The 22803-nt window shown below is 56.8% G+C and carries 24 protein-coding genes; 7 read left to right on the top strand and 17 right to left on the bottom strand.

Translation table 11 applies throughout. From position 1 onward, the window contains the following. Positions 1–68: 68 nt before the first annotated feature. A complete protein-coding gene (locus tag AC6I8E_RS04395; RefSeq protein ID WP_195857284.1) occupies positions 69–1043 on the top strand; it encodes an aldo/keto reductase in 975 nt (324 codons plus the stop codon). Between the two features lie 59 nt (positions 1044–1102). Here AC6I8E_RS04395 and pgpA read toward each other — a convergent pair whose 3' ends face one another. The 6 genes from pgpA to nrdR all read right to left on the bottom strand — a co-directional run bounded on the left by pgpA (position 1103) and on the right by nrdR (position 5173). After that, positions 1103–1642, bottom strand: a complete 540-nt coding sequence (gene pgpA, locus AC6I8E_RS04390) for a phosphatidylglycerophosphatase A (RefSeq protein ID WP_013356978.1) — start codon at positions 1640–1642, stop codon at positions 1103–1105. Then, entirely contained in the window at positions 1587–2564 is a 978-nt protein-coding gene (thiL, locus tag AC6I8E_RS04385) for a thiamine-phosphate kinase (RefSeq protein WP_095707612.1), read from the bottom strand. The genes pgpA and thiL overlap by 56 nt, the downstream gene beginning before the upstream one ends. A 55-nt stretch (positions 2565–2619) precedes the next feature. Continuing rightward, positions 2620–3039: a transcription antitermination factor NusB gene (gene nusB / locus AC6I8E_RS04380; protein WP_013356976.1), complete on the bottom strand. Its 420-nt coding sequence runs from the start codon at positions 3037–3039 to the stop codon at positions 2620–2622. Between the two features lie 19 nt (positions 3040–3058). Next, entirely contained in the window at positions 3059–3529 is a 471-nt protein-coding gene (gene ribH, locus AC6I8E_RS04375) for a 6,7-dimethyl-8-ribityllumazine synthase (protein ID WP_013356975.1), read from the bottom strand. Between the two features lie 90 nt (positions 3530–3619). Continuing rightward, positions 3620–4720: a bifunctional diaminohydroxyphosphoribosylaminopyrimidine deaminase/5-amino-6-(5-phosphoribosylamino)uracil reductase RibD gene (gene ribD, locus AC6I8E_RS04370; RefSeq protein ID WP_013356974.1), complete on the bottom strand. Its 1101-nt coding sequence runs from the start codon at positions 4718–4720 to the stop codon at positions 3620–3622. A 3-nt stretch (positions 4721–4723) separates the two neighbouring features. Further along, the gene (gene nrdR / locus AC6I8E_RS04365; protein WP_009091750.1) at positions 4724–5173 is read right to left on the bottom strand and encodes a transcriptional regulator NrdR; all 450 of its coding nucleotides are present in this window, start codon (positions 5171–5173) and stop codon (positions 4724–4726) included. A gap of 186 nt (positions 5174–5359) precedes the next feature. Between nrdR and lysM the strand changes: the two genes are divergently transcribed. Beyond that, positions 5360–5797, top strand: coding sequence for a peptidoglycan-binding protein LysM (gene lysM / locus AC6I8E_RS04360; RefSeq protein ID WP_033782154.1), 438 nt, complete (start codon positions 5360–5362; stop codon positions 5795–5797). A gap of 16 nt (positions 5798–5813) precedes the next feature. After that, entirely contained in the window at positions 5814–6392 is a 579-nt protein-coding gene (locus AC6I8E_RS04355; RefSeq protein ID WP_013356972.1) for a SadB/YajI family lipoprotein, read from the top strand. Positions 6393–6451: 59 nt separating this feature from the next. Here the strand turns inward: AC6I8E_RS04355 and secF are convergent, their stop codons facing one another. From secF to queA, 5 genes are all read right to left on the bottom strand, one after another. After that, the gene (gene secF / locus AC6I8E_RS04350; protein WP_013356971.1) at positions 6452–7420 is read right to left on the bottom strand and encodes a protein translocase subunit SecF; all 969 of its coding nucleotides are present in this window, start codon (positions 7418–7420) and stop codon (positions 6452–6454) included. 10 nt (positions 7421–7430) lie between these two features. Further along, the gene (secD, locus tag AC6I8E_RS04345) at positions 7431–9278 is read right to left on the bottom strand and encodes a protein translocase subunit SecD (protein ID WP_013356970.1); all 1848 of its coding nucleotides are present in this window, start codon (positions 9276–9278) and stop codon (positions 7431–7433) included. Positions 9279–9303: 25 nt separating this feature from the next. Then, positions 9304–9636: a preprotein translocase subunit YajC gene (yajC, locus tag AC6I8E_RS04340; protein WP_009091760.1), complete on the bottom strand. Its 333-nt coding sequence runs from the start codon at positions 9634–9636 to the stop codon at positions 9304–9306. Beyond that, positions 9636–10784 (bottom strand): tRNA guanosine(34) transglycosylase Tgt, encoded by a 1149-nt coding sequence (tgt, locus tag AC6I8E_RS04335; protein WP_013356969.1) that lies wholly within the window; start codon positions 10782–10784, stop codon positions 9636–9638. Before tgt ends, yajC begins: the two co-directional genes overlap by 1 nt. 79 nt (positions 10785–10863) lie before the next feature. After that, on the bottom strand, positions 10864–11934 hold the full coding sequence (gene queA, locus AC6I8E_RS04330) for a tRNA preQ1(34) S-adenosylmethionine ribosyltransferase-isomerase QueA (RefSeq protein WP_095707615.1): 1071 nt from the start codon (positions 11932–11934) through the stop codon (positions 10864–10866). Positions 11935–12037: 103 nt separating this feature from the next. Here queA and AC6I8E_RS04325 point away from each other — a divergent pair, with 103 nt between their 5' ends. Genes AC6I8E_RS04325 through AC6I8E_RS04310 form a run of 4 tightly spaced genes read left to right on the top strand, consistent with a single transcriptional unit; the run spans position 12038 to position 14897 of the window. Further along, positions 12038–12619 carry an ACP phosphodiesterase gene (locus AC6I8E_RS04325; RefSeq protein ID WP_033731737.1) on the top strand — a complete coding sequence of 194 codons (582 nt, stop codon included), beginning with the start codon at positions 12038–12040 and terminating at the stop codon, positions 12617–12619. Positions 12620–12665: 46 nt separating this feature from the next. Beyond that, positions 12666–12818, top strand: coding sequence for a hypothetical protein (locus tag AC6I8E_RS04320; RefSeq protein WP_158307093.1), 153 nt, complete (start codon positions 12666–12668; stop codon positions 12816–12818). A 9-nt stretch (positions 12819–12827) separates the two neighbouring features. Further along, positions 12828–13640 (top strand): inositol monophosphatase family protein, encoded by an 813-nt coding sequence (locus tag AC6I8E_RS04315; RefSeq protein ID WP_013356966.1) that lies wholly within the window; start codon positions 12828–12830, stop codon positions 13638–13640. Continuing rightward, positions 13641–14897 carry a histidine-type phosphatase gene (locus tag AC6I8E_RS04310; protein WP_497824475.1) on the top strand — a complete coding sequence of 419 codons (1257 nt, stop codon included), beginning with the start codon at positions 13641–13643 and terminating at the stop codon, positions 14895–14897. 522 nt (positions 14898–15419) lie between these two features. On the opposite strand, the gene proY is transcribed toward AC6I8E_RS04310, so the two are convergent. From proY to phoB, 6 genes are all read right to left on the bottom strand, one after another. After that, positions 15420–16772, bottom strand: coding sequence for a proline-specific permease ProY (proY, locus tag AC6I8E_RS04305; protein WP_033731734.1), 1353 nt, complete (start codon positions 16770–16772; stop codon positions 15420–15422). Positions 16773–16842: 70 nt separating this feature from the next. Further along, the gene (gene brnQ / locus AC6I8E_RS04300; protein WP_013356963.1) at positions 16843–18162 is read right to left on the bottom strand and encodes a branched-chain amino acid transporter carrier protein BrnQ; all 1320 of its coding nucleotides are present in this window, start codon (positions 18160–18162) and stop codon (positions 16843–16845) included. Positions 18163–18553: 391 nt separating this feature from the next. Then, complete coding sequence (locus tag AC6I8E_RS04295) at positions 18554–19660, bottom strand: cobalamin-independent methionine synthase II family protein (RefSeq protein ID WP_013356962.1); 1107 nt, start codon at positions 19658–19660, stop codon at positions 18554–18556. A gap of 164 nt (positions 19661–19824) precedes the next feature. Then, a complete protein-coding gene (locus tag AC6I8E_RS04290; protein ID WP_497824474.1) occupies positions 19825–20745 on the bottom strand; it encodes a PstS family phosphate ABC transporter substrate-binding protein in 921 nt (306 codons plus the stop codon). Between the two features lie 19 nt (positions 20746–20764). Next, positions 20765–22078, bottom strand: a complete 1314-nt coding sequence (gene phoR, locus AC6I8E_RS04285) for a phosphate regulon sensor histidine kinase PhoR (RefSeq protein WP_013356960.1) — start codon at positions 22076–22078, stop codon at positions 20765–20767. Between the two features lie 14 nt (positions 22079–22092). Next, positions 22093–22782 (bottom strand): phosphate response regulator transcription factor PhoB, encoded by a 690-nt coding sequence (phoB, locus tag AC6I8E_RS04280; protein WP_003852491.1) that lies wholly within the window; start codon positions 22780–22782, stop codon positions 22093–22095. Between the last annotated feature and the right edge of the window lie 21 nt (positions 22783–22803).

Below are 22803 nucleotides of genomic sequence, written 5' to 3'. Positions count from 1 at the left end.
CGCTCCCCCCTGGGGAGCGCAACATCCTGCTATGCTGTAACCTTTGCACTTTCGCAGGAGCCTCCACCATGAAAACGATTCAACTGGGTACCACCGATCTGCAGGTGTCGCGTCTCTGTCTCGGCTGTATGACCTATGGCGAGCCAACGCGCGGTAATCATGCCTGGACGCTGCCGGAAGCGAGCAGCCGTCCGCTGATCCAGCAGGCGCTGAACGCGGGCATCAACTTCTTTGATACCGCCAACAGCTATTCCGATGGCAGCAGTGAAGAGATTCTGGGCCGGGCGCTGAAAGAATTTGCCCGCCGCGAAGAGATCGTGGTCGCCACCAAAGTCTATTTCCCGCTGACCAATCTCTCACAGGGACTGTCGCGCAAAAATATCCTGCAATCCATTGATGACAGCCTGCAGCGTCTCGGCATGGAGTATGTCGACCTGCTGCAGATTCACCGCTGGGACTACGAGACACCGCTGGAAGAGACGCTGGAAGCGCTGCATGACGTGGTGCAGTCAGGAAAAGCCCGCTATATCGGCGCCTCATCCATGCACGCCAGTCAGTTTGCGCAGGCGTTGCAGCTGCAGTCAGAACAGGGCTGGCATCGCTTTGTCAGCATGCAGGATCAGTACAACCTGATTCAGCGTGAAGAGGAGCGGGAAATGCATCCACTCTGTCTGAAAGAGCAGATCGCCGTGCTGCCCTGGAGTCCGCTGGCGCGCGGTAAACTGACCCGCCCGTGGGGGGAAAACACCGCGCGTTCCGCCTCCGATCAGGTGATGGCGAAGCTCTATGACAACACCGAAGAGAACGATGCCGTGATTGCAGAGCGGCTGGCACAGGTGGCGGAAAGCAAAGGTGTGACGCGGGCGCAGGTGGCGCTGGCCTGGCTACTGAGCAAGCCTGCCGTTACGGCACCGATTATTGGCGCGTCGCGCGCTGAGCAGTTTGAGGATCTGGTGAAGGCGGTGGATGTCACGCTGAGTGACGACGAGATTACCCTGCTGGAAGAAACCTATCAGCCGCATCAGGCGGTGGGATTCGAATAAATCAGAATGTGACGCCCTGGCCGGGCGTCACCTCTTATTCAGGCGTTCAGCCTCGGCAATTAACCCGCCAGCCAGACCCCAAAGCCATAAAGCATGGCCGCAGAAATCACGCCAGCAATGATGTCATCCACCATAATGCCCATACCGCCATGCACATTGCGGTCAAACCAGCGAATCGGCCATGGTTTCCACATATCAAGAATACGGAACAGCACAAAGCCGCCCAGCACCCATTGCCAGCTGTTGACCGGAATCGCCATCAGCGTAATCCACATGCCGATGAACTCATCCCAGACAATACTGCCGTGATCGTGTACACCCATATCTTTGGCGGTGCGATGGCAGAGATAGACACCGACGCAGATTCCAACCAGCACAACCAGCGAATAGAGATCCTGCGGCAGAAAGGTCATCAGCCACCAGAATGGGATGGCCGCCAGCGATCCCATGGTACCAGGCACGACCGGGCTTAATCCACTGCCGAAACCGGTGGCCAGCAGATGCCAGGGATTGCTCATCCGCAGGCGGCTCTTCGCCACGTCGTTATTTAGTATCAAAGTGATCAAACCCTTTATGATGGAATGTGGCAGGTTTGCCATTATCCAGCAGCGTTAAGCCTTCTGATTCCGGTGCTATCTGCCCGATGCAGGTATAAGGCACGCCCAGATGCCCCAGCGCCACATCAAGCGCGCCGCGATTCACTTCCGGCACGGTGAAGCAGAGTTCGTAATCTTCTCCGCCACTCAGCGCCCAGCGCAATACCTGCTCAGGGTCGAAATGGTCGCGCAGCGCCGGCGACAGCGGCAACGCATCCAGGTTTAGCCGTGCACCACAGCCGCTGGCTTTCAGCACGTGGCCGAGGTCGGAAATCAGGCCATCAGAAAGGTCCACCGCTGAAGAGGCCAGCGCACGCAGTGCCTGGCCCTGCAGAATGCGCGGCATCGGACGCAGATGCCGTTTAATCAGTGCCTCATGCACCGCCGGATCGCTGATGCGGCAGTGATGCTGCAACAGCGCCAGACCCGCTGCGCTGTCACCCAGCGTGCCGGTCACGTAGATCCAGTCGCCCGGCTTCGCTCCGGAGCGTTTCAGGGCGCGGCCCTGCGGCACCAGACCGTGAATCGCCAGCGTCAGGCTCAGCGGGCCACGGGTCGTGTCACCGCCCACCAGCTGCATGTCGTAATATTCCAGCAGTTCAAACAGGCTTTCGCTAAAGGCAGAGAGCCAGCTCTCATCGACCTGCGGCAGCGTTAAGGCCAGCGTCAGCCACGCGGGATCCGCGCCCATGGCAGCGAGATCGCTAAGATTAACAGCCAGGGCTTTGTAACCCAGATCGGCGGGATGAATATCCCGTAAGAAGTGCACACCCGCGACCAGGGTATCGGTGCTGATCGCCAGCGTCTGTTTTTCCGGCACGCTAAGTAACGCACAATCGTCACCGATGCCGAGTTCGACATCACGGCGGCTGCGTGTTCTGCGGTTGAAGTAGCGTGCGATGAGTTCAAATTCACCACAAGACATAATTACGTTCCGCTTAACTCTTCATGAAAAAAGGCCGGCAAGCCGGCCTTTTTGTTTATTTGCGATTGGGTCGAATTTGTGGACCGGCTTTATCCAGCACGCCGTTAACAAATTTATGACTGTCTTCGGCACCGAAGACTTTCGCCAGCTCAATCCCTTCGTTGATGGCCACTTTATAGGGCACATCATCACGCTTGCTCAACTCATACAGCGAGATGCGCAGGATAGCTTTTTCTACCTGGCCCAGCTCTTCGAGCTGACGCGACAGATAGGGCTTCATCAGTCCATCCAGATACGCACTGTTGGTCGCCACACCGGACAGCAGTTCGCGGAAGTAAGTAATGTCGACGTCTTTGACGTCCTGTTCCGCCAGAAACTGGTATTCCACATCGGCAATGTCGTTATTCGACAACTGCCAGGAGTAAAGCGCCTGAACAGCGCACTCACGGGCGCGACGACGAGCAGCAGGTTTCACAAAATTCCCCTTACAAAAATCAGGCTTTAATGGCTTTCAATACGTTGATCATTTCGAGCGCAGTCAGCGCCGCTTCAGCACCTTTGTTACCCGCTTTGGTGCCGGCACGCTCAATGGCCTGCTCGATGCTTTCAGTGGTCAGCACGCCGAACGCGACAGGAATGTCGCTGTTCATGGCAACGCTGGCGATACCAGAGCTGGCTTCACCCGCCACATATTCGAAGTGCGCAGTGCCACCACGAATAACGGTGCCGAGTGCGATAATCGCATCATGTTTGCCGGAGTTCGCCAGCGCACGTGCTGCCAGCGGCAGTTCGTAAGCACCCGGCACCCAGACAACGGTGATATTTTCATCTTTGACCTGGCCGATACGTTTCAGGGCATCAACTGCGCCATCCAGCAGGCTGTCATTAATGAAGTTGTTAAAACGCGCGATGACGATGGCAACATTGGCCTCAGGCGTTGCAACAGCAGCTTCGATAACTTTCATACTTATCCTTTCAGGGGTTTGGTTGGCCCCGCGCAGGGGGGCGGATTCTATCATACTCTTAGGCGGCGTGCTCTCGCTTTTCCGGGCATGCTATTGCGGTGTCAGGGTCAGACGTAAATCGTCACCGACCTGCCGGACATCGCTGAAACGGAACGCAGGTGCGTCAGCCAGTTGGCTGAGCCCCGGCAGCTGACACAGGCCGCGTCCTTCATGACCTAACAGCTTAGGTGCCAGATAAACGATCAGTTCATCCACCAGCCCGGCCTGTAACAGGGCACCGGCGAGCGTCGCACCCGCTTCAACCCAGACGCTGTTAATCTGTCGCTGTCCCAGCAGCATCATCATCGCCACCAGATCCAGCTGCTGTTCGCGCAGCGGCACGGCGATTTGCGTGACGTCAGCGGGCCAGAGCTGCTGATCCGGCTGATGGCGCATCAGCCAGGTTTCGCCCGGCTGTGAGATAAGCCGATGCTGCGGCGTCACGCGATTCTGGCTGTCGATAATCACACGTACCGGCTGACGCAGTTGCTGCTCATCAACCAGAGCCTGGCTGTCGGTATTGAGTTCAGACCAGCGCACGGTCAGAGAGGGATCGTCCGCCAGCACCGTAGCGCTACTGCTGAGAATGGCGGCGCTTTGCGCCCGCAGACGCTGCACATCACGGCGGGCAGCCTCAGAGGTGATCCACTGGCTCTCGCCACTGGCCATGGCCGTGCGGCCATCCAGTGACGCGCCCAGCTTGAGCTGAATCCAGGGAAAGCCGGTGCGCATGCGCTTGAGGAAGCCGCGATTGAGTGCTTCGGCTTCCGGCATCATCAGACCATGGCTGACGTCGATGCCCGCCTGATGCAGACGGTGCAGTCCGCGCCCCGCGACCTGCGGATTCGGGTCCTGCATGGCGGCGACGACACGGATCACACCTGCGGCGATCAGCGCATCACAGCAGGGCGGCGTGCGGCCATGATGGCTGCACGGCTCCAGCGTGACATAGGCCGTTGCGCCACGCGCTTTCTCGCCAGCCATGCGCAGAGCGTGGACTTCGGCATGGGGTTCACCAGCACGCTGATGCCAGCCCTCACCCACGACTTCACCATCGCGCACAATCACACAGCCGACATTCGGGTTCGGCATGGTCGTAAAACGGCCGCGTCGCGCCAGTTCCAGCGCACGCGCCATATAGCGTTCGTCCATACTCTAATCCTGTAACCGGGCGATCTCTTCGCCAAAATCGCGAATATCTTCAAAGCTGCGGTAAACCGAGGCGAAGCGAATATAGGCGACTTTATCGAGCTTTTTCAGCTCATCCATCACCAGATTGCCAATCAGCTTACTGGGGATCTCACGTTCGCCGGTGGCGCGCAGCTGCGTTTTAATATGGTTTACGGCGCTTTCTACCGCGTCGGCACTGACCGGACGCTTCTCAAGCGCTTTCATCATCCCGCTGGCCATTTTGTCTTCATTGAAAGGCTCGCGCACATCATTGCTTTTCACCACGCGGGGCATCACCAGTTCCGCCACCTCAAAGGTGGTGAAGCGTTCATGACACATCAGACACTGGCGGCGGCGTCGCACCGAGGAGCCTTCACTAACCAGACGAGAATCAATCACTTTGGTGTCCACAGCGGAGCAGAATGGGCAATGCATGACGTTTCCTGACGCGAGAGTGATGGGCCATACAGTGTAGCGCGAACTGCGAATCAACAAAATCTCTTCCGTGTCTTTCGCGGGCTTCTCATCGCAGGATAAACGATGCTAAATTTCGTCTGCGGCAAAAGGGACTACGCTTTAAGAGCTGCAATTAAAATTTTCCACTAACACATTGGAGGTTGTATGGGTCTGTTTAACTTTGTGAAAGAAGCCGGTGAAAAACTCTGGGACGCCGTAAACGGCGGTGACGATCAGAATAAAAAGCTGCAGGATCACATCAACAAGCTCGGTTTGCCAGACAGCGACAAGGTGGACGTAAAGGTCAATGGCGATACCGTCACCGTGACCGGCGATGGCCTTTCTCAGGAGCTGAAAGAGAAGATTCTGATCGCGGCAGGTAACGTGGCAGGCATCACAAAAGTGGAAGACAAGGTCACCGTGACAGACAGCGCGGCCGAGTCAGAGCTTTACACCGTGAAGAAAGGCGACACGCTGAGCGCTATTTCTAAACAGGTTTACGGTAACGCTAACGAATATAACAAGATTTTCGAAGCGAATAAGCCAATGCTCACCCATCCTGATAAGATCTATCCTGGCCAGGTTTTACGTATTCCAAAATAACGGACAAGGATAACTTATGAGCAGGATGGTTTGGGTTCCGGTGGCGTTCTCACTGGTGGCGCTGAGCGGCTGCAGTAGCAGTGCAGGTAACCCGCAGGTCAGAGAGCTGCATCAGGAAGTGAGTCAGCTCAATCAGCAGATGCAGCATCTGACCACGCAGGCCAGCGCGCTGGAGATTCAGGGACAGCTTAACAGCCAGTTGCAGCAGGGTGCCTGGCTGGTGCCACAGGCGAATACGCCAGTGGCGCTGCAGACTCAGCTCGGCACGTTGCGACTGACGCTGTCCCCTGTCACTGCGGAAGCCAGCGGTTCGCGGGCAACCCTGACCGTACGCTCAATGGACGATCGGCCTTTGCCCGCCCTGCACGCAACGGTGATCTGGGGTGAACTCGACCCGACGACCGGTAAACCGCTGAGCAGTGACAGTCTGACGCAGACGGTCGCGCTGCCTGCCTCGCTGCTGCCGCAGCATTCGGCGAGCATTCCGCTGCGTCTCAGCGGCCTGACGCCGGAGCAACTGGGTTATGTCCGCGTGCATAACGTGACCGCTGACGCACCACCCCCGACATCCCCTGCGGCACCCGCTAATCCTTAGCCGTGGTGCAAAAAAAACGGGCAGCCAAAAGGCTGCCCGTTTTTATTTCTGACGCGCGATTAAGGCAGGATAGAAGGCTGATCGGCGCCCTCTTTCTCGACTTTCTGCACCATCATATGTTCACGCTTCATGCCCAGCTTCAGCGCCAGCGCTGAAGAGACATAAATGGATGAAATCGTACCAATCGTCACACCAATCAGCATGGTCAGTGAGAAGCCTTTCAGCAGCGCACCACCAAATATGAACAGGATGAGGATCATCGCCAGCGTCGTCAGCGAGGTAATCAGGGTACGGCTTAACGTCTGGGTCAGTGATACGTTGGTAATATCGTAAGAGCTGCCGCGACGGATCTTGCGGAAGTTTTCACGAATACGGTCAGAGACCACAATTTTATCGTTAAGCGAGTAGCCAATCACCGACATCAGCGAGGCAACAATCGTCAGGTCGATTTCAATGCGGAACAGCGCCAGCAGGCCGCAGGTGATGATCACGTCATGCGCCAGCGCCAGCACAGTGCCCAGCGCCAGACGCCACTCAAAGCGAAAGCCGATATAGATCAGAATCGCAATCAGTGCCGACAACAGCGCCATCGCACCCGCCTGCGCCAGGTCGCTGCCCACACTCGGCCCCACGAACTCAATGCGCTTAACGGTCGCGTTTTGCTGCGTGGTCTGGTTGATCACCGACACCACTTTATTGCCTAACTCGGTACCTGCCGGGCCGGTAACCGGTGCCATACGCACCATCACGTCACGGCTGCTGCCAAAGTTCTGCACCAGCGGCTCGTCAAAGCCCGCTTTCACCAGTTCGCTACGCAGCGTGTCGAGGTCGGCCGGTTTCTCCAGCGCGATCTCAATCACCGTACCACCGGTGAAATCGAGGCCCCAGTTAAAACCACGCACGCCCACGATCGCAATCGCGGCCACAATCAGCAGTCCCGAAATGATGAAGGCCAGCTTATCCCAGCGCATAAAGTCGACGACTTTACGCCCGTGGTTCAACTGCTCAATGTTATATTCCTGTGCCACAACGCACTCCTCAGATAGACAGCTTGTTGATGCGTTTGCCACCGTAAACCAGGTTAACAATGGCACGGGTACCGATAATCGCGGTGAACATTGAGGTCGCGATACCAATTGCAGTGGTAATCGCAAAGCCTTTGATCGAACCGGTGCCGACCGCGTAAAGAATGATAACTTTGATCAGGGTGGTCACGTTCGCATCGACAATACTGGAGAAGGCGCCTTTATAGCCTTCATGAATTGCCTGCTGAACCGAGCGCCCGTTTCGCAGCTCTTCTTTAATACGTTCGTTAATCAGTACGTTGGCATCGACTGCCACCGCCAGCGTTAACACGATACCGGCAATACCCGGCATGGTCAGGGTCGCGCCCGGCAGCAGGGACATGATGCCGACAATCAGCACCAGGTTCACCAGCAGTGCACTCGTCGCAATCAGACCAAACTTCTTATAGAACACCACCATAAACAGGATCGAGGCAAGCAGACCCCACAGGCAGGCTTCCAGACCCTGAGTAATGTTCTGCTGACCCATGGTCGGCCCGATAGTCCGCTCTTCCACAATCTGGATCGGCGCAATCAACGCACCGGCACGCAGCAGCAGCGACAGCTGACGCGCTTCGTTCGGGTTGTTGATACCGGTGATGCGGAAGCTGTTCCCCAGGCGAGACTGGATATTGGCGACGTTAATCACCTCTTCCTGCTTCACCAGAATGGAACGGCCATTGGCATCTTTCTTACCGCTGTCCTTGTACTCCACAAACAGGGTCGCCATCGGCTTGCCGATATTGTCCTTGGTGAAGTTGGACATGATGTTACCGCCTGCACCATCCAGTGAAATGTTCACCTGTGGCTGGTTGTACTCATCCATGCTGGAGGTTGAGTCGGTGATATGGTCACCGGTCAGGATCACCCGCTTGTAAAGCACGACCGGCTGGCCATCACGCATGTCTTTAACTTCAGAGTCACCCGGTACACGGCCACTGGCCGCCGCAGTCGGATCCACGCTGGTGTTCACCAGACGGAATTCCAGCGTCGCGGTGGCACCCAGAATCTCTTTGGCGCGCGCCGTATCCTGAATACCCGGCAGCTCAACCACGATACGATCGGAACCCTGACGCTGAACCAGCGGTTCAGCTACGCCCAGCTGGTTTACACGGTTACGCAGAATCGTAATGTTCTGCTGAACCGCATATTCACGTGCTTCGCTGAGACGGGCATCGCTCATGGTGGCACGCAGCGCATCGCTGCCGCTGCTGTTGATCACCAGATCCTGATGACGCGAGCTCAGCCAGGAGATCGCCGCGTCGCGGCTGGCAGCGTCACGGAAACGAATTTCCACGCCGTAGTTCGCGATTTTATTGACGTTGGTGTAGGGGATATTTTTGGTGCGCAGGTCGCTACGCAGCGTGTCAGCATTCTGCTCCTGCAGCTTGCTGAGCGCGGTGTCCATGTCCACTTCCATCAGGAAGTGCACACCACCACGCAGATCGAGACCGAGTTTCATCGGCTCTGCTGACAGCATCGTCAGCCAGCGCGGCGTGGCAGGCGCAAGGTTCAGCGCGACAACGTAGTTTTCACCCAGCGCTTTCATGATCGCTTCACGGGCGCGTAACTGCACATCCGTATTAGCGAAACGCGCGGTAATCGCACCATTTTCCAGCGCAACAGATTTGCTCTGGATATTGTCTTGTTTTAATGCGGACTGAATTTGATCCAACGTCTGCTCACTGGCGGCGCTTCCGCGCGCACCAGTGATTTGAACGGCCGGATCCTCACCATACAGGTTGGGAAGCGCATAGAGCAGGCCGACGAGAATCACGACGACCAGCATTACGTACTTCCACAAAGGATAACGATTTAACACGGCAGTTCCCTTAGGGAAGAAAGAATTACAGCGCCTTGATAGTGCCTTTCGGCAGCACGGCGGCGACGAAATCACGTTTAATGACGACTTCATTGGTGTCATTCAGCGCGATAGCTACGTAGCCCGTGTCAGAGACTTTCGTTACGCGGCCTACGAGGCCACCGCTGGTCAGCACTTCATCACCCTTAGAGATGGAATCCATCAGCTTCTTGTGCTCTTTCGCACGTTTCTGCTGCGGACGCAGGATCATGAAATAGAAAATCAGACCAAACACCACCAGCATGATCACCAGAGAATACGGACTTCCCTGAGACGGAGCGCCTGCTGCGGCCACGGCGTCAGAAATGAATAAGCTCATTAAATTTCCCTCATTGATGAATTATCAGACGTTAATGGCGGAACTTCTTTGCCCGTCCGTTGGTAAAACTCAGTTACAAAGCGCTCTAATTTACCCTCTTCGATGGCCTGGCGTAAACCTGCCATCAGACGCTGGTAGTAGCGCAAATTGTGGATAGTATTCAGACGCGCGCCCAGTATTTCGTTACAACGGTCGAGATGATACAAGTAGGCACGGCTATAATTGCGACAGGTGTAACAATCACACTCCGCATCCAGCGGCGCAGTGTCATCTTTGTAGCGGGCGTTGCGAATCTTCACCACACCTTCGGTGACAAACAGGTGACCATTTCGCGCATTACGGGTTGGCATCACGCAGTCAAACATATCAACGCCGCGACGGACGCCTTCAACCAGATCTTCTGGCTTGCCGACACCCATCAGATAACGCGGTTTATCCTGCGGAAGCTGCGGACAGACGTGCTCAAGAATACGGTGCATGTCCTGCTTAGGCTCACCCACCGCCAGGCCGCCCACAGCGTACCCATCAAAGCCAATCTCTACCAGACCTTTCACCGAGACATCTCGTAAATCTTCGTAAACCGAGCCCTGAATAATGCCAAATAAGGCATTTTTATTTCCGAGGCTGTCGAAACGATCACGGCTGCGTTGCGCCCAGCGCAGCGACATCTCCATGGAGCGTTTGGCGTAGTCCCAATCCGCCGGGTACGGCGTACATTCATCGAAAATCATCACGATGTCGGAACCCAGGTCGTACTGGATCTCCATCGATTTTTCCGGATCGAGGAAGATCGGGTCGCCATTGATCGGGTTACGGAAATGCACGCCCGCTTCGGTGATTTTACGGATGTCGCCCAGACTGAAGACCTGGAAACCGCCGGAGTCGGTCAGGATCGGCCCTTTCCACTGCATGAAGTCATGCAGATCGCCATGCAGTTTCATAATCTCCTGGCCGGGACGCAGCCAGAGGTGGAAAGTATTGCCCAGAATGATCTGCGCGCCAGTCTCCTGCACTTCTTCCGGCGTCATGCCTTTCACAGTGCCATAGGTGCCGACGGGCATAAACGCCGGGGTTTCTACCACACCGCGATCAAAAATCAGACGGCCACGGCGTGCGCGCCCATCTGTGGTATCAAGTTCAAATTTCACAAAGCCTCCATCGGAGAAACAGTCCGATGCAGATAACCTTCAGTCGCACGACAGGCGATTCCGGCTATCGGTTAATAAATCAGTCGCCCACTTTTTCCAGCGGCGCCTGCGGATTTTTGCTGATAAACATCGCATCTCCATAACTGAAGAAACGATATTGCTCAGCCACGGCTGCGTGATACGCCGCCATGGTGTGCTGATAACCGGCAAACGCCGAGACCAGCATAATCAGAGTCGATTCGGGCAGGTGGAAGTTGGTGATCAGCGCATCGATCACCTGATACTCATAGCCCGGATAGATGAAAATCTGCGTATCGTCGAAGAACGGCGCAATCAGGGCATCCTGACTTGCTTTGGCGGCGCTCTCCAGCGAACGGACAGAGGTGGTGCCGACGGCGACCACTTTATTGCCACGCGCTTTACAGGCCAGCACCGCGTCGACAACCTCCTGCGGCACTTCGGCATACTCCGCGTGCATGTGATGCTCTTCGATGGTTTCGACACGCACCGGCTGGAAGGTGCCTGCACCGACATGCAGCGTCACAAAGGCCATCTCGATGCCCTTCTCTTTCAGCGCCTGCAGCAGCGGTTCATCGAAGTGCAGACCAGCTGTCGGAGCCGCGACGGCACCCGGACGGGCGCTGTAAACCGTCTGATAAAGCTCGCGATCCGCCTCTTCATCAGGACGGTCGATATACGGCGGCAGTGGCATGTGACCGACGCTGTTGAGGATATCGAGCACCGCGCGCTCATCATCAAACGCGATCTCAAACAGCGCATCGTGGCGTGCCACCATGGTCGCTTTCACACTCTCATCTTCGCCCAGCAGCAGTTCTGCCCCCGGCTTCGGCGCTTTTGAGGCGCGCACATGTGCCAGCACGCGCTTGTCGTCGAGCATCCGCTCCACCAGCATCTCGATTTTGCCGCCGCTGGCTTTACGGCCAAAGACGCGCGCCGGAATCACACGGGTGTTGTTGAACACCAGCAGATCGCCTGGTTTCAGCTTATCCAGCACGTCGGTGAAAACACCGTGCGACAGCGCACCGCTGGGACCGTCGAGCGACAGCAGACGACAGCCGCTGCGCTGCGCCTGGGGATAGTGAGCAATCAGGGATTCGGGCAGTTCAAAAGCAAAATCGGCGACACGCATTGAAATGTTCTTTCTCAGGCAAAAACAGGCGGCACAGTTTAGCGGAAAACCGACCAATTCTGAACAACTGGCTGCGCAAAGGCAGTTCAGCCTATAATGCGGCATGAACTTTCTTGCGCATCTCCATCTGGCTAAGCTGGCCGACAGCTCCTTACTCGGCAATCTAATGGCCGACTTTGTGCGGGGCAACCCGCACCAGCACTGGTCCGCGCCTGTCGCAGACGGCATTCTGATGCATCGTCGTCTGGATGTGATGACGGATGCGCTGCCGGAAGTGCGCAGCGCCCGTCAGCTGTTCCGTGCGGAAACCTATCGCGTCGCCCCCATTACGCTGGACGTCATCTGGGACCATTTTCTGGCCCGTCACTGGCAGCAATTTACGCCCGACCAGACGCTGGTGCAGTTTTCTGCCACCGCCGAGCGCGAAATCCTGCCGCAGCTGGCCGACACGCCTCCTGAATTTCAGGCACTCAACGCGGTGATGTGGCGCGAGCGCTGGTTTGAGCATTATGCCCAGCCTGCGCGGCTGGAGCGGGTGCTGCACGGCATGGCCAGCCGCCGTCCACGCCTGGCGGCACTGCGCGACTCCTACCACGATTTCACGCAACATTATGATCAGCTGGAAGCGCTGTTTTTTGTTTTTTATCCGCGTTTAATGGCGCTGGCGACCAGCAGAACCCTGTAAAACCCGATCCTCTGCTACCGGGCTGACGGACATGCGCTTTTGCCTGATGAAAAAAGCCAGCAGCCCGGCTCAGCACCATCTTGCCATTGCTGCTTATCTGCGGCTTAATGAAGCCTTTCTTAACAATAGTGAAGTAAACATCATAGCCAGACCGCCTGTTCAGGCGCGCCTTCCGTTCGTTATGGCAAAAAAATCATAAGAGGAAAAGATGTCATCCGCTTCGCATTCTGAAATAGACGCGCGTTACCGTTACGCCTGCGACATCGCCCGTGCAGCGGGCAGCCGGGCCCTGTCATGGTATCAGCAGCGTCAGACACTGGTCGTGGAACACAAAAGGGATTTGCAGGACGTAGTCAGCGAGGCTGATCGTAACGTTGAGGCATTAATTAAGACCTTAATCGCTGAACGTTTTCCTGAGGATATCGTCTATGGCGAAGAGAGCGGCGGCGAGGTTGAGGGTGCGCCCTTTATCTGGGTTGTCGATCCAATCGATGGCACCGCCTGTTTCGTCAACGGCCTGCCTAACTGGTGCGTTTCGCTGGCGGTGGTCTGCGAAGGGGAACCGGTGATCGGCGTAGTCTGCGATCCCAATCATCAGGAGCTGTTCCACGCACGGGCAGGCCAGGGGGCATGGCTGAATGAAAGTCGCCTGCAGGTTCATAGCGCTACGCATCTCAACGAGGGTTTACTTGGCATCAGTAACTCCAGCCGGACGCCGGGCGAAAGCGTCTCACGCCTGATCAGCGGCTTAATTGAACAGGGTGGTATGTTTATTCGCATTGGTTCGGGTGCGCTGACCAGCGCCTGGGCAGCAGCCGGTCGGCTGATTGGTTACTACGAAGCGCATATGCATCCGTGGGATAGTCTGCCGGGCATCGTTCTTATGCGCGAAGCAGGCGGTGTTACCAATGATTATCTGCGTAATGAAGGCCTGAAAAACGGTAACCCGGTGTTGCTGGCCAATGCGGCTCTGTATCCAAAAATTAAAGCGCTGACCGGCAACGGCGCACTGGAAGAGTAAATGACGCTGCCAACCCTGTGCCGCTGTGCGCTAATCCTCGGTTCTCTCTGGCTGTTAAGCCCGGCGACACAGGCGGCGGATTACCAGCTGGAGAAAGTGGTTGAACTGAACCGTCACGGCGTACGTCCACCCACGCCAGGCAATCGTAAAGAGATGGAAGCCGCCAGCCAGCAACCCTGGACACAGTGGACCACTGCCGATGGCGAGCTGACGGGTCACGGCTACAGTGCCGTGGTGAATAAAGGACGCTGGGAAGGCGATCACTATCGCCAGCTTGGCCTGCTGAGCGCGGGCTGTCCGGATGCGGCTCAGGTCTACGTGCGCGCCAGTCCGCTGCAGCGCACCCGCGCCACGGCTGCGGCGCTGACGGACGGCGCGTTTCCCGGCTGCGGCGTGCCGGTGCATCACGTCGCGGGCGATGTGGATCCCCTTTTTCAGACTGAAAAGCTGACGGTCACCCGGACCGATCCCGCTCAGGAGCTGGCCGCGAAACAGCAGAAAGCGGGCGATCTGGCACACCTGCAACAGCAACTGCAACCGGCGATTCAGCAGTTGAAAGCCGCCGTCTGTCCCCCCGCAACGGATTGTCCCCTGTTTGAGGCGCCCTGGACGTTCCGGCAAACCCGCAACGGGAATAGTTACGTTTACGGGCTGAGCGTGATGGCGAGCATGGTGGAGACGCTGCGACTGGGCTACAGCGAAAATCTGCCGTTTGATCAGCTCGCCTGGGGACACATCACCACGGCCGCGCAGATCACCTCACTGTTGCCGCTGCTGACCGCCAACTACGATCTCAGCAACGACGTACTCTACCTGGCACAGCGCCGTGGCTCGATATTGCTCAACACGATGCTGGAAGCGATCGCTGCCGACAGCTCACCGGGCCGCTGGCTGGTTCTCGTCGCGCATGACACCAACATTGCGATGGTGCGCACCCTGATGGACTTTAACTGGCAGTTACCCGGCTATTCTCGCGGTAACATTCCGCCGGGTAGCAGTCTGGTGCTGGAGCGCTGGCGCGACACCCGCAGCGGCGAGCGTTTTTTGCGGATCTATTTTCAGGCGCAGAGTCTGGATGACATCCGTCAGCTGCAACCGATTAATGAAAAACATCCGTTATTACAGCAGGAATGGCATCAGCCCGACTGCAGAGTTACCGATGCCGGCCTGCTCTGCCCTTATCAATCCACGCTGACTCAGCTGCGTAAAAACCTGGATAACAGCGCTGTGCTGCCGGTTTCGGTTATATTGCCCTGAGTCTGTGGCTAATCAAATTAAGGCCGCAGCCGCAATGCGGCCTTAATAATGTTAACCGCTGTTAATTAACGCTACTCCGACCTTTTCTTATTTAATTCGCCTGACTATCAGCGCCACGCATTTTGATTTACGATAGTCCTGTCAATCATCCCTTTATTATCTATTTTCCTGTAATTCTTGCGTATTTCGGCGACTGGTTTCGCCGTTTTTTATTTCTGCCTCTCTGCTTTTTTAGCCCGCCAGTGCCCGTATAGCCGCACTTTTCTGAGCATGAAGCCCCATCAACGCCTTTGCCCGCCTGTAATCTTCAGCGATATTCACTGCCCGTCTGAATAATCTTTTCGGGATGCATTCACCGTAATAATCCGGCGCAGCGTCTTATTTCGATAACAGTGGTTCAACGCGTAATAAAAGAATTCAGCGTTGTGGCGAAGATCACACAAATAAACAGTGACGGGAGAAAATAAAAGAGGGAAATAGCGGCTTCTGCTCCCCCATAAATCGGGAGAGCAGAACAGGAGATTAGCGTGGTTTACGCACCAGCTTATAGCCCAGCAGCAGCACCACAATCCACACCATGCCAACATAGAGTGAAATGCGGGTATCGGGGAAATAACCAATCAGACCGATAATAAAGCAAAGGAACGCCACGCCGACGCCAGCCGTCCAGCTGCCACCTGGCAGCGCAAACTGCAGCTTACTCGCCGCCTCTTTGCCAATTTTGCGACGGAAGGCGATCTGCGACAGCAGAATCATGATCCAGACCCACACCGTTGCAAAGGTCGCCAGCGAGGCGATGACCAGGAAGACTTTTTCCGGCATCAGGTAGTTGAGATAAACCGCAATCAGCATGGCGAACATCATCACCACCACCGTCACCCACGGAATGCCGCGCGACGAAACCTTCATAAAGACTTTTGGCGCATGGCCCTGCTGCGCCATCCCGTGCAGCATACGGCCCACGCCAAACACATCGCTGTTAATCGCCGAGAGTGACGCGGTCAGCACGACGAAATTGAGGATAGAGGCGGCTGCCGCGATCCCCAGATGCTGGAAGGTCAGCACAAACGGGCTGCCCGAGGTTCCTACCTGATTCCACGGGTAGATCGACATAATCACAAACAGCGTGCCAACGTAGAACACCAGAATGCGCCACGGCACCGAGTTAATCGCGCGCGGAATCGACTTCTCCGGATCTTTCGCTTCACCCGCAGTGATACCGATGATTTCGATGCCGCCATAGGCGAACATTACCATCTGCAGCGACAGCAGCATGCCGACGACGCCGTGGGCGAAGAAGCCGCCGTTGGTCCACAGGTTATGGATACCGGTCGGCTGACCGCCGTTGCCAATCCCCCAGATAATCATGCCGAAACCAGCCAGAATCATCACGATGATGGTGGCGACTTTGAAGAAGGAGAACCAGAACTCCACTTCGCCGAACACTTTCACGCTCATCAGATTGACGGCACCGATGATCAGCACCACGCTCAGCACCCAAATCCAGTGCGGCACCTCAGGGAACCAGACGCCCATATAGATGCCGAACGCGGTAACGTCCGCTATCGCCACAATCAGGATTTCAAAACAGTAGGTCCAGCCGGTGATATAGCCCGCCATCGGCCCAAGATAGTCCTGCGCGTAGCGGGAGAAAGAGCTGGCCTGAGGATTGTTAACGGACATCTCACCCAGCGCGCGCATGATGATATACGCCACTGCACCGCCGATGATGTAGGCGAGCAGCACGCTCGGTCCGGCCATTTTTATCGCGTCAGCGGAACCGTAAAACAACCCGGTGCCAATCGCCGATCCCAGCGCCATAAAACGGATGTGGCGCGTGCTCAGTCCGCGTTTGAGCTTGTTGGTTTCTTGCATAACAACCTGTACCTGTGAAATGAAAAAACCACGGGCAAGCCCGTGGTTAAAGAAGAATCAGTGCGCTCTGTTACGAGTGAACCGTCACCTGTTCCGGTCCTTTCACCCGATCCACAACAGCGGCAATCAGCAGCATTACCAGTGACGGTGGCAACCAGGCAAGACCCTGGTCAGCCAGCGGCAGGTGCTGACTGAATGCCGGCAGCAAATCTTTAAACCCGGTGGTTTTAATCGCATCAACAATGCCAAACAGCAGGCTGACCAGCATCGCTGGCGCGATAATCCGGCTGCTCTTATTCCACCAGTTAAGGGTGAAACTCAGCACCACCAGCACGATACAGGGCGGATAGATCGCCGTCAGTACCGGGATGGAGATCTGAATCAGGTGGCTCAGGCCGAGATTCGACACCACCATCGAGAACAGACCCAGAATAAACACCAGCGTTTTATACGACAACGGCAGGTATTGCGCAAAAAATTCCGCACAGGCACAGGTCAGGCCGACGGCGGTCACCATACAGGCGACGAAGATCAGCGCGGCCAGGAAGAAGCTGCCCATGCTGCCAAAGGTATGCTGAACATACGCGTGCAGAATCGCTGCGCCGTTAGCATTTTGATCCACCAGCGCCCCGCTGCCTGCGCCCAGTTTAAACAGGCAGAGGTAGACCAGCGTCAGGCCCAGACCGGCAATCAGTCCTGCCAGCACGGTATAACGGGTCAGCAGCGCGGCATTATCAACACCACGTGAACGGGCGGCGTTAACGATCACGATGCCGAACACCAGCGCGCCCAGCGTATCCATGGTCAGATAGCCATTAACGAAACCGCTGGAGAACGCCGCACGCTGATAGTCCGCGGTCGCCGGAATGGTGCCGCCTGCGGGCCACACCAGTGCAGCCACGCCCAGCACGGTCAGCGCGATAATTTTTAGTGGCGCCAGGAAGTGCCCTACCGTGTCGAGCAGTTTGCCCGGATAGAGCGACACGCCAATCACCAGCGCGAAGTAGATCAGGCTATAGATGAACAGCGGCAGCGCGCCATCGCCGGTCAGCGGTGCAATGCCCATCTCAAACGAGACGGTTGCCGTGCGCGGCGTAGCAAACAGCGGCCCGACAGCCAGATAGCACACGGTGGCCAGCACGATGCCAGCGACCTTGCCAATCGGGGTGCTGAGCGCATCCACGCCGCCGCCGACGCGGGCCAGGGCGATCACGGTCATCACGGGCAGACCAACAGCGGTAATCAGAAAGCCGATGGCGGCTGTCCAGACGTGTTCGCCAGACTGAATACCGACCATGGGCGGGAAAATGATGTTGCCCGCGCCAACAAACAGGGCAAATGTCATAAAGCCCAGCGCGAGAATGTCCTTCGAAGTTAAACGATGTGTCATACGGCCTGTCACTGATGTTGCGGTGGAAGTTGGGTTAGTGTTGTCCCCTCGCTGCGTGCAAACCGCGATCTGGCTGACAATGTCAGCGCATTATGCTCGTCGCAGGGTAAAGCGCAGGTGATTTAAGCTGCTTTTATTCTGTTCACAGAGGGATGGATCGACAACGGCGCTAAGTAAAACGTTTATAGCGGTGAAAGGCAATACGGGATCGGAAAACCAGAAGGTTATGCCGCCATTTTTTCAAAAGGCAGTGGATAGCGTTAATTTTTGCCGCAGGCACACAAGATGATGTGCTTAAATAACAGACAGAGCGTGAGAAAACCCCGCATAAACGGGCCAGAAGATACACAAAAGGCGCGTTTTACGCGCCTGTCTGCACAACGTTACAGCATTACCATACCTGATTAGCGATATCGACCACTAAACGAATCTTCTGCCATTGCTCGGCTTCGCTCAGGCTGTTGCCCTCTTCGGTAGAGGCAAAGCCGCACTGCGGGCTGAGGCAGATCTGGTCCAGGCTGACATACTGCGTCGCCTCTTCCAGCCGGGCTTTTACCTGCGCCGGATCTTCCAGCTCACCCACTTTGGTGGTGATCAGCCCCAGAACGACCTGCTGATGGCCCGGCTTAACGTAACGCAGTGGCTCAAAGCCGCCGGAACGGGCGTTGTCATACTCCAGGAAGAATGCATCCACGTTGACGCTGCCGAACAGGATTTCGGCCACCGGGCCATAGCCGCCTTCAGAGATCCAGGTTGAGCGGAAATTCCCGCGGCAGACATGCAGACCCACGGTCAGATCGGCAGGTTTATCTTCCAGCGCTTTATTCAGCACCTGAGCATACGTCTGTGCCAGCTGGTCCGGATCATCGCCACGAGCGCGGATATCGCGCTTCTGATCTTCAGAACAGAGGTACGCCCAGACGGTGTCATCCAGCTGCAGATAGCGGCAGCCCGCGTCATAAAACGCCTTGATCGCCTGTTTGTACGTCTGCGCCAGATCGTCGAAGTAGTCCGCCAGATCGGGATAGACTTCCGAATCAATCACTTTGCGGCCACCGCGGAAGTGCAGAACGCTGGGGCTGGGAATGGTCATCTTCGGTACCGCATCACCGGCAATACTCTGCAGGAAGCGGAAATGGTCGAGCATCGGGTGATCCGCCGGGAAACCGAGTTTGCTCACCACTTTCACGCCATGCGCTTTAGTCTGCACGCCATTAAACTGGATGCCCTGTTCCGCTTCATAGCTCTCAACGCCGTCAAGACCATAGAAGAAGTCGAAGTGCCACCAGCCGCGACGGAACTCGCCGTCTGTCACCACTTTCAGGCCATTTTCACGCTGTTTCGCGACCACATCGCGGATTGCCGCATCTTCAACCTGACGCAGGGCGGCGGCATCAATCTCTCCGGCTGAAAACTGTTCGCGTGCCTGCTTAATTGCAGCGGGACGCAGGAAGCTGCCAACGGTGTCGGCACGGAACGGGGCGGTTTCTCTTTGCATGATCACTCCTGTGCTTCCTGCAAATGATTACGGCAGGAAATAATTACATTCTGATATAAATAGCCATCTGGATGGCTATATGTCTGAATGCAGAGTGACACGAGTAAACTCTGTCTGCAACTGAAGAAAATTCAGCGATGATGAAAAAAATTCATGCTGGAAGATTATTGCAGCGCTGCGCGCGCCTGCGCTATCTGGCTGTCAGAGAGCGGCAGGTAGCCCGCTTCGCTGACGCGCCGCTGTCCCTGCACGGAAAGCACCTGCTGCAGAAACGCGGCTACCAGCGGCGGCAGCGGTTTGCCGGGCGCTTTGTTGACATAGAGATAGAGCGGACGCGCCCAGGGATAGCGGCCGCTGCGGATAGCATCGGCATCCGGAGCAATCGCCTGGCCCTGGTCATTCATCACCGCCAGCATTTTTACGCCGCTGAGGTGAAAGCCAAAACTGGCGTAGCCGATGCTGCGCGAATTACCGGCCACAGCCTGCACCACCGCGGCCGAGCCGGGAAACTCCGCTACGTCACTGCGGAAATCGCCTTTACACAGCACCTGCTGTTTGAAGAACCCCCAGGTGCCGGAGGCGGAGTTGCGCCCATAACGCTGAATCGGCCGTTCGCGCCACTGGTCGCCGGTTAAACCAAGATCGCCCCAGCGCAGCGGCACACTGTGCGCGCCACACAGGCGGGTAATGGAGAAAATCGCGTCGAGCTGGCGCGGTTCAATCTGCTGCAGCGGATTACGCTGATTGACCACCACCACCAGCGCATCCATTGCCACCGGCACCGCCAGCGGTGGATAGCCGTAGCGCGCCTCAAAGGCCTGACGTTCATCGGCCTGCATCGGGCGACTCATCGGCCCGAGCTGTGCGGCACCCGCCGCCAGCGCGGTCGGCGCGGTAGACGAACCGGAGGCCTGAACCTGCACATTGACGCCCGGTGCCTGACGACTGAAATCTTCGCCCCACAGGGTCATCAGATAGCCGAGCGTGTCGGATCCGACGCTGCTGAGATTGCCGGAGAGCGCGCCGGGCTGGGCCAGCGCCAGCCCCGGCAGCAGAGAGACGATTAACAAAAGAAGGAGGCGCATCAGAGAGATCCGGCAGCGATTAATGAACGGCATTCTCCTGCATCACGCTGTTCACAATCAACCTCGCGGGCAGCGTAAAGGTAAAACAGGTCTCTTTATGCGGCACGCTGGTGATATCGAGCCGCGCGTTGTGGTGGCTCAGCGCATGTTTCACAATCGCCAGTCCCAGCCCGCTGCCGCCGGTGGCACGCGAACGCGCCTTATCAACCCGGTAGAACCGCTCGGTCAGACGCGGAATATGTTCAGAGGCGATACCCGGCCCGTTGTCGCACACCCGGAAGGTCGCGCCCTGCTTGCCACGCAGCCAGCTGATATCAATCCGCGTGCCCTCCGGCGTGTGATTCACCGCGTTGTACACCAGATTGGAAATAGCACTGCGCAGCTGTTCGTCGTTGCCGAACACTTTCAGATGGGGATCGGTATGGAAATGAATATCGTGACGACCGCCACTCAGCGTCGCCGCCTCATGCTGGAGCAGCTTCAGCATCACCGGCACATCGACCTTCTCTTTGAGATCGATCGCGGGCGCGGCTTCGATGCGCGACAGCGTCAGCAGCTGTTTCACCAGGCTGTCCATGCGGCGCGTCTGCTCCGACATGGTGTGCAGCGCTTTGCTGCGCGACGGCTCGCTCATCACCGAGTCATTCATCATCTCCAGATAACCCTGCAGCACGGTGAGCGGCGTGCGTAACTCATGGCTGACGTTGGCAAAGAAGTTGCGGCGCGCCCCTTCCAGCTGATGCATCTGCGTCACATCACGCGCCACCAGCAGCCACTGCCCTTCGCTATAGGGCATGACGCGGAACTCCATATGAAGTTTGTTGTTCAGCACCAGCGTCAGCGGCTTGTCAAAATCGCGCTGGCGCAGATAGCGGGAGAACTCCGGGTAACGCAGCAGATTAAGGATATTCTGGCCATTATCTTCCGGCCAGCGCAGGCCCAGATGCTGCTGCGCCAGGCCGTTACACCAGAAAATAGTGCCCTCTTCCGTGGTCAGGATCACCGCATCCGGCAGCGATTCGGCCCCGCTGCGGAAACGCTTAATCAGATTGCCCAGTTCACGCCGCCGCCGCCGGTTGCGCAGCTGCATCTGGTAAAGCCCATAAAACAGCGGTTCCCAGCTGGCACGCCCGGTCGGTGGCGTCATGGTGCGGTCGAGCCACAGCCAGTGCGACAGCCGCATCAGATTGTGGAAATGCCACAACAGCACCACCAGTACGCTCAGCAGCAGCCACCAGGGCAGGCCGCCAAACAGCAGGCCCAGCAGCGCCGCAGGCAGACAGGCCAGCAGCAGTTCTGTCAGTAATCTCTTCCAGGAGAGGCGTTCCAGCACGGTAAAGGCTCCGTTTAGTAGCGGGCAGAGAAACGATACCCTGTTCCACGGACGGTTTGTACCATGCGATCGTGGCCGGAGACTTCCAGCGCTTTACGTAAACGGCGAATGTGAACATCGACAGTGCGATCCTCCACATACACATTGGTGCCCCAGACGTGGTTCAGCAACTGTTCGCGGCTGTAGACACGCTCCGGGTGCGTCATAAAGAAGTGCAGCAACTTATATTCGGTGGGGCCCATCTCCAGCGGCGTGGTTTCTGACATCACGCGATGTGAGGAGGGATCCAGACTCAGCCCCTGCATCTCAATCACCTCTTCCACTGCCATCGGCGAAATGCGGCGCATTACCGCTTTGATCCGCGCCATCAGCTCTTTAGGTGAAAACGGCTTGGTAATGTAATCATCGGCGCCCACTTCCAGGCCACGTACCCGATCTTCCTCTTCGCCGCGCGCGGTCAGCATCATCACCGGGATATCGCGGGTCATCGCCTCGCGCTTAAGATGCTTGATAAACTGAATCCCGCTGCCACCGGGTAACATCCAGTCCAGCAAAATCAGATCGGGCCAGGGTTCAATCAGCTTGCCAACGGCGCTGTCATAATCTTCCGCCTCGATTGGCTGATAGTCGTTCTGCTCCAGAACAAAACACAACATTTCACGGATGGGGGCTTCATCCTCCACAACCAAAATGCGCTTAGCCATTATTACTCCTGCTGATTATGA

The sequence above is a fragment of the Pantoea sp. X-Soil-YNGN-785 genome (genome assembly GCF_059730585.1).
The sequence above is the reverse complement of the archived record's forward strand: the minus strand, read 5'-3'. Positions and strand labels throughout refer to the sequence as shown.

Bases quoted from the DNA above. Each gene is read 5' to 3' on its own strand.
- AC6I8E_RS04395 (WP_195857284.1), top strand. From the start codon at position 69: ATGAAAACGATTCAACTGGGTACCACCGATCTGCAGGTGTCGCGTCTC.
- pgpA (WP_013356978.1), bottom strand. From the start codon at position 1,642: ATGGCAAACCTGCCACATTCCATCATAAAGGGTTTGATCACTTTGATA.
- thiL (WP_095707612.1), bottom strand. From the start codon at position 2,564: ATGTCTTGTGGTGAATTTGAACTCATCGCACGCTACTTCAACCGCAGA.
- ribH (WP_013356975.1), bottom strand. From the start codon at position 3,529: ATGAAAGTTATCGAAGCTGCTGTTGCAACGCCTGAGGCCAATGTTGCC.
- ribD (WP_013356974.1), bottom strand. From the start codon at position 4,720: ATGGACGAACGCTATATGGCGCGTGCGCTGGAACTGGCGCGACGCGGC.
- nrdR (WP_009091750.1), bottom strand. From the start codon at position 5,173: ATGCATTGCCCATTCTGCTCCGCTGTGGACACCAAAGTGATTGATTCT.
- lysM (WP_033782154.1), top strand. From the start codon at position 5,360: ATGGGTCTGTTTAACTTTGTGAAAGAAGCCGGTGAAAAACTCTGGGAC.
- AC6I8E_RS04355 (WP_013356972.1), top strand. From the start codon at position 5,814: ATGAGCAGGATGGTTTGGGTTCCGGTGGCGTTCTCACTGGTGGCGCTG.
- yajC (WP_009091760.1), bottom strand. From the start codon at position 9,636: ATGAGCTTATTCATTTCTGACGCCGTGGCCGCAGCAGGCGCTCCGTCT.
- queA (WP_095707615.1), bottom strand. From the start codon at position 11,934: ATGCGTGTCGCCGATTTTGCTTTTGAACTGCCCGAATCCCTGATTGCT.
- AC6I8E_RS04325 (WP_033731737.1), top strand. From the start codon at position 12,038: ATGAACTTTCTTGCGCATCTCCATCTGGCTAAGCTGGCCGACAGCTCC.
- AC6I8E_RS04320 (WP_158307093.1), top strand. From the start codon at position 12,666: ATGAAAAAAGCCAGCAGCCCGGCTCAGCACCATCTTGCCATTGCTGCT.
- AC6I8E_RS04315 (WP_013356966.1), top strand. From the start codon at position 12,828: ATGTCATCCGCTTCGCATTCTGAAATAGACGCGCGTTACCGTTACGCC.
- AC6I8E_RS04310 (WP_497824475.1), top strand. From the start codon at position 13,641: ATGACGCTGCCAACCCTGTGCCGCTGTGCGCTAATCCTCGGTTCTCTC.
- proY (WP_033731734.1), bottom strand. From the start codon at position 16,772: ATGCAAGAAACCAACAAGCTCAAACGCGGACTGAGCACGCGCCACATC.
- brnQ (WP_013356963.1), bottom strand. From the start codon at position 18,162: ATGACACATCGTTTAACTTCGAAGGACATTCTCGCGCTGGGCTTTATG.
- AC6I8E_RS04295 (WP_013356962.1), bottom strand. From the start codon at position 19,660: ATGCAAAGAGAAACCGCCCCGTTCCGTGCCGACACCGTTGGCAGCTTC.
- AC6I8E_RS04290 (WP_497824474.1), bottom strand. From the start codon at position 20,745: ATGCGCCTCCTTCTTTTGTTAATCGTCTCTCTGCTGCCGGGGCTGGCG.
- phoB (WP_003852491.1), bottom strand. From the start codon at position 22,782: ATGGCTAAGCGCATTTTGGTTGTGGAGGATGAAGCCCCCATCCGTGAA.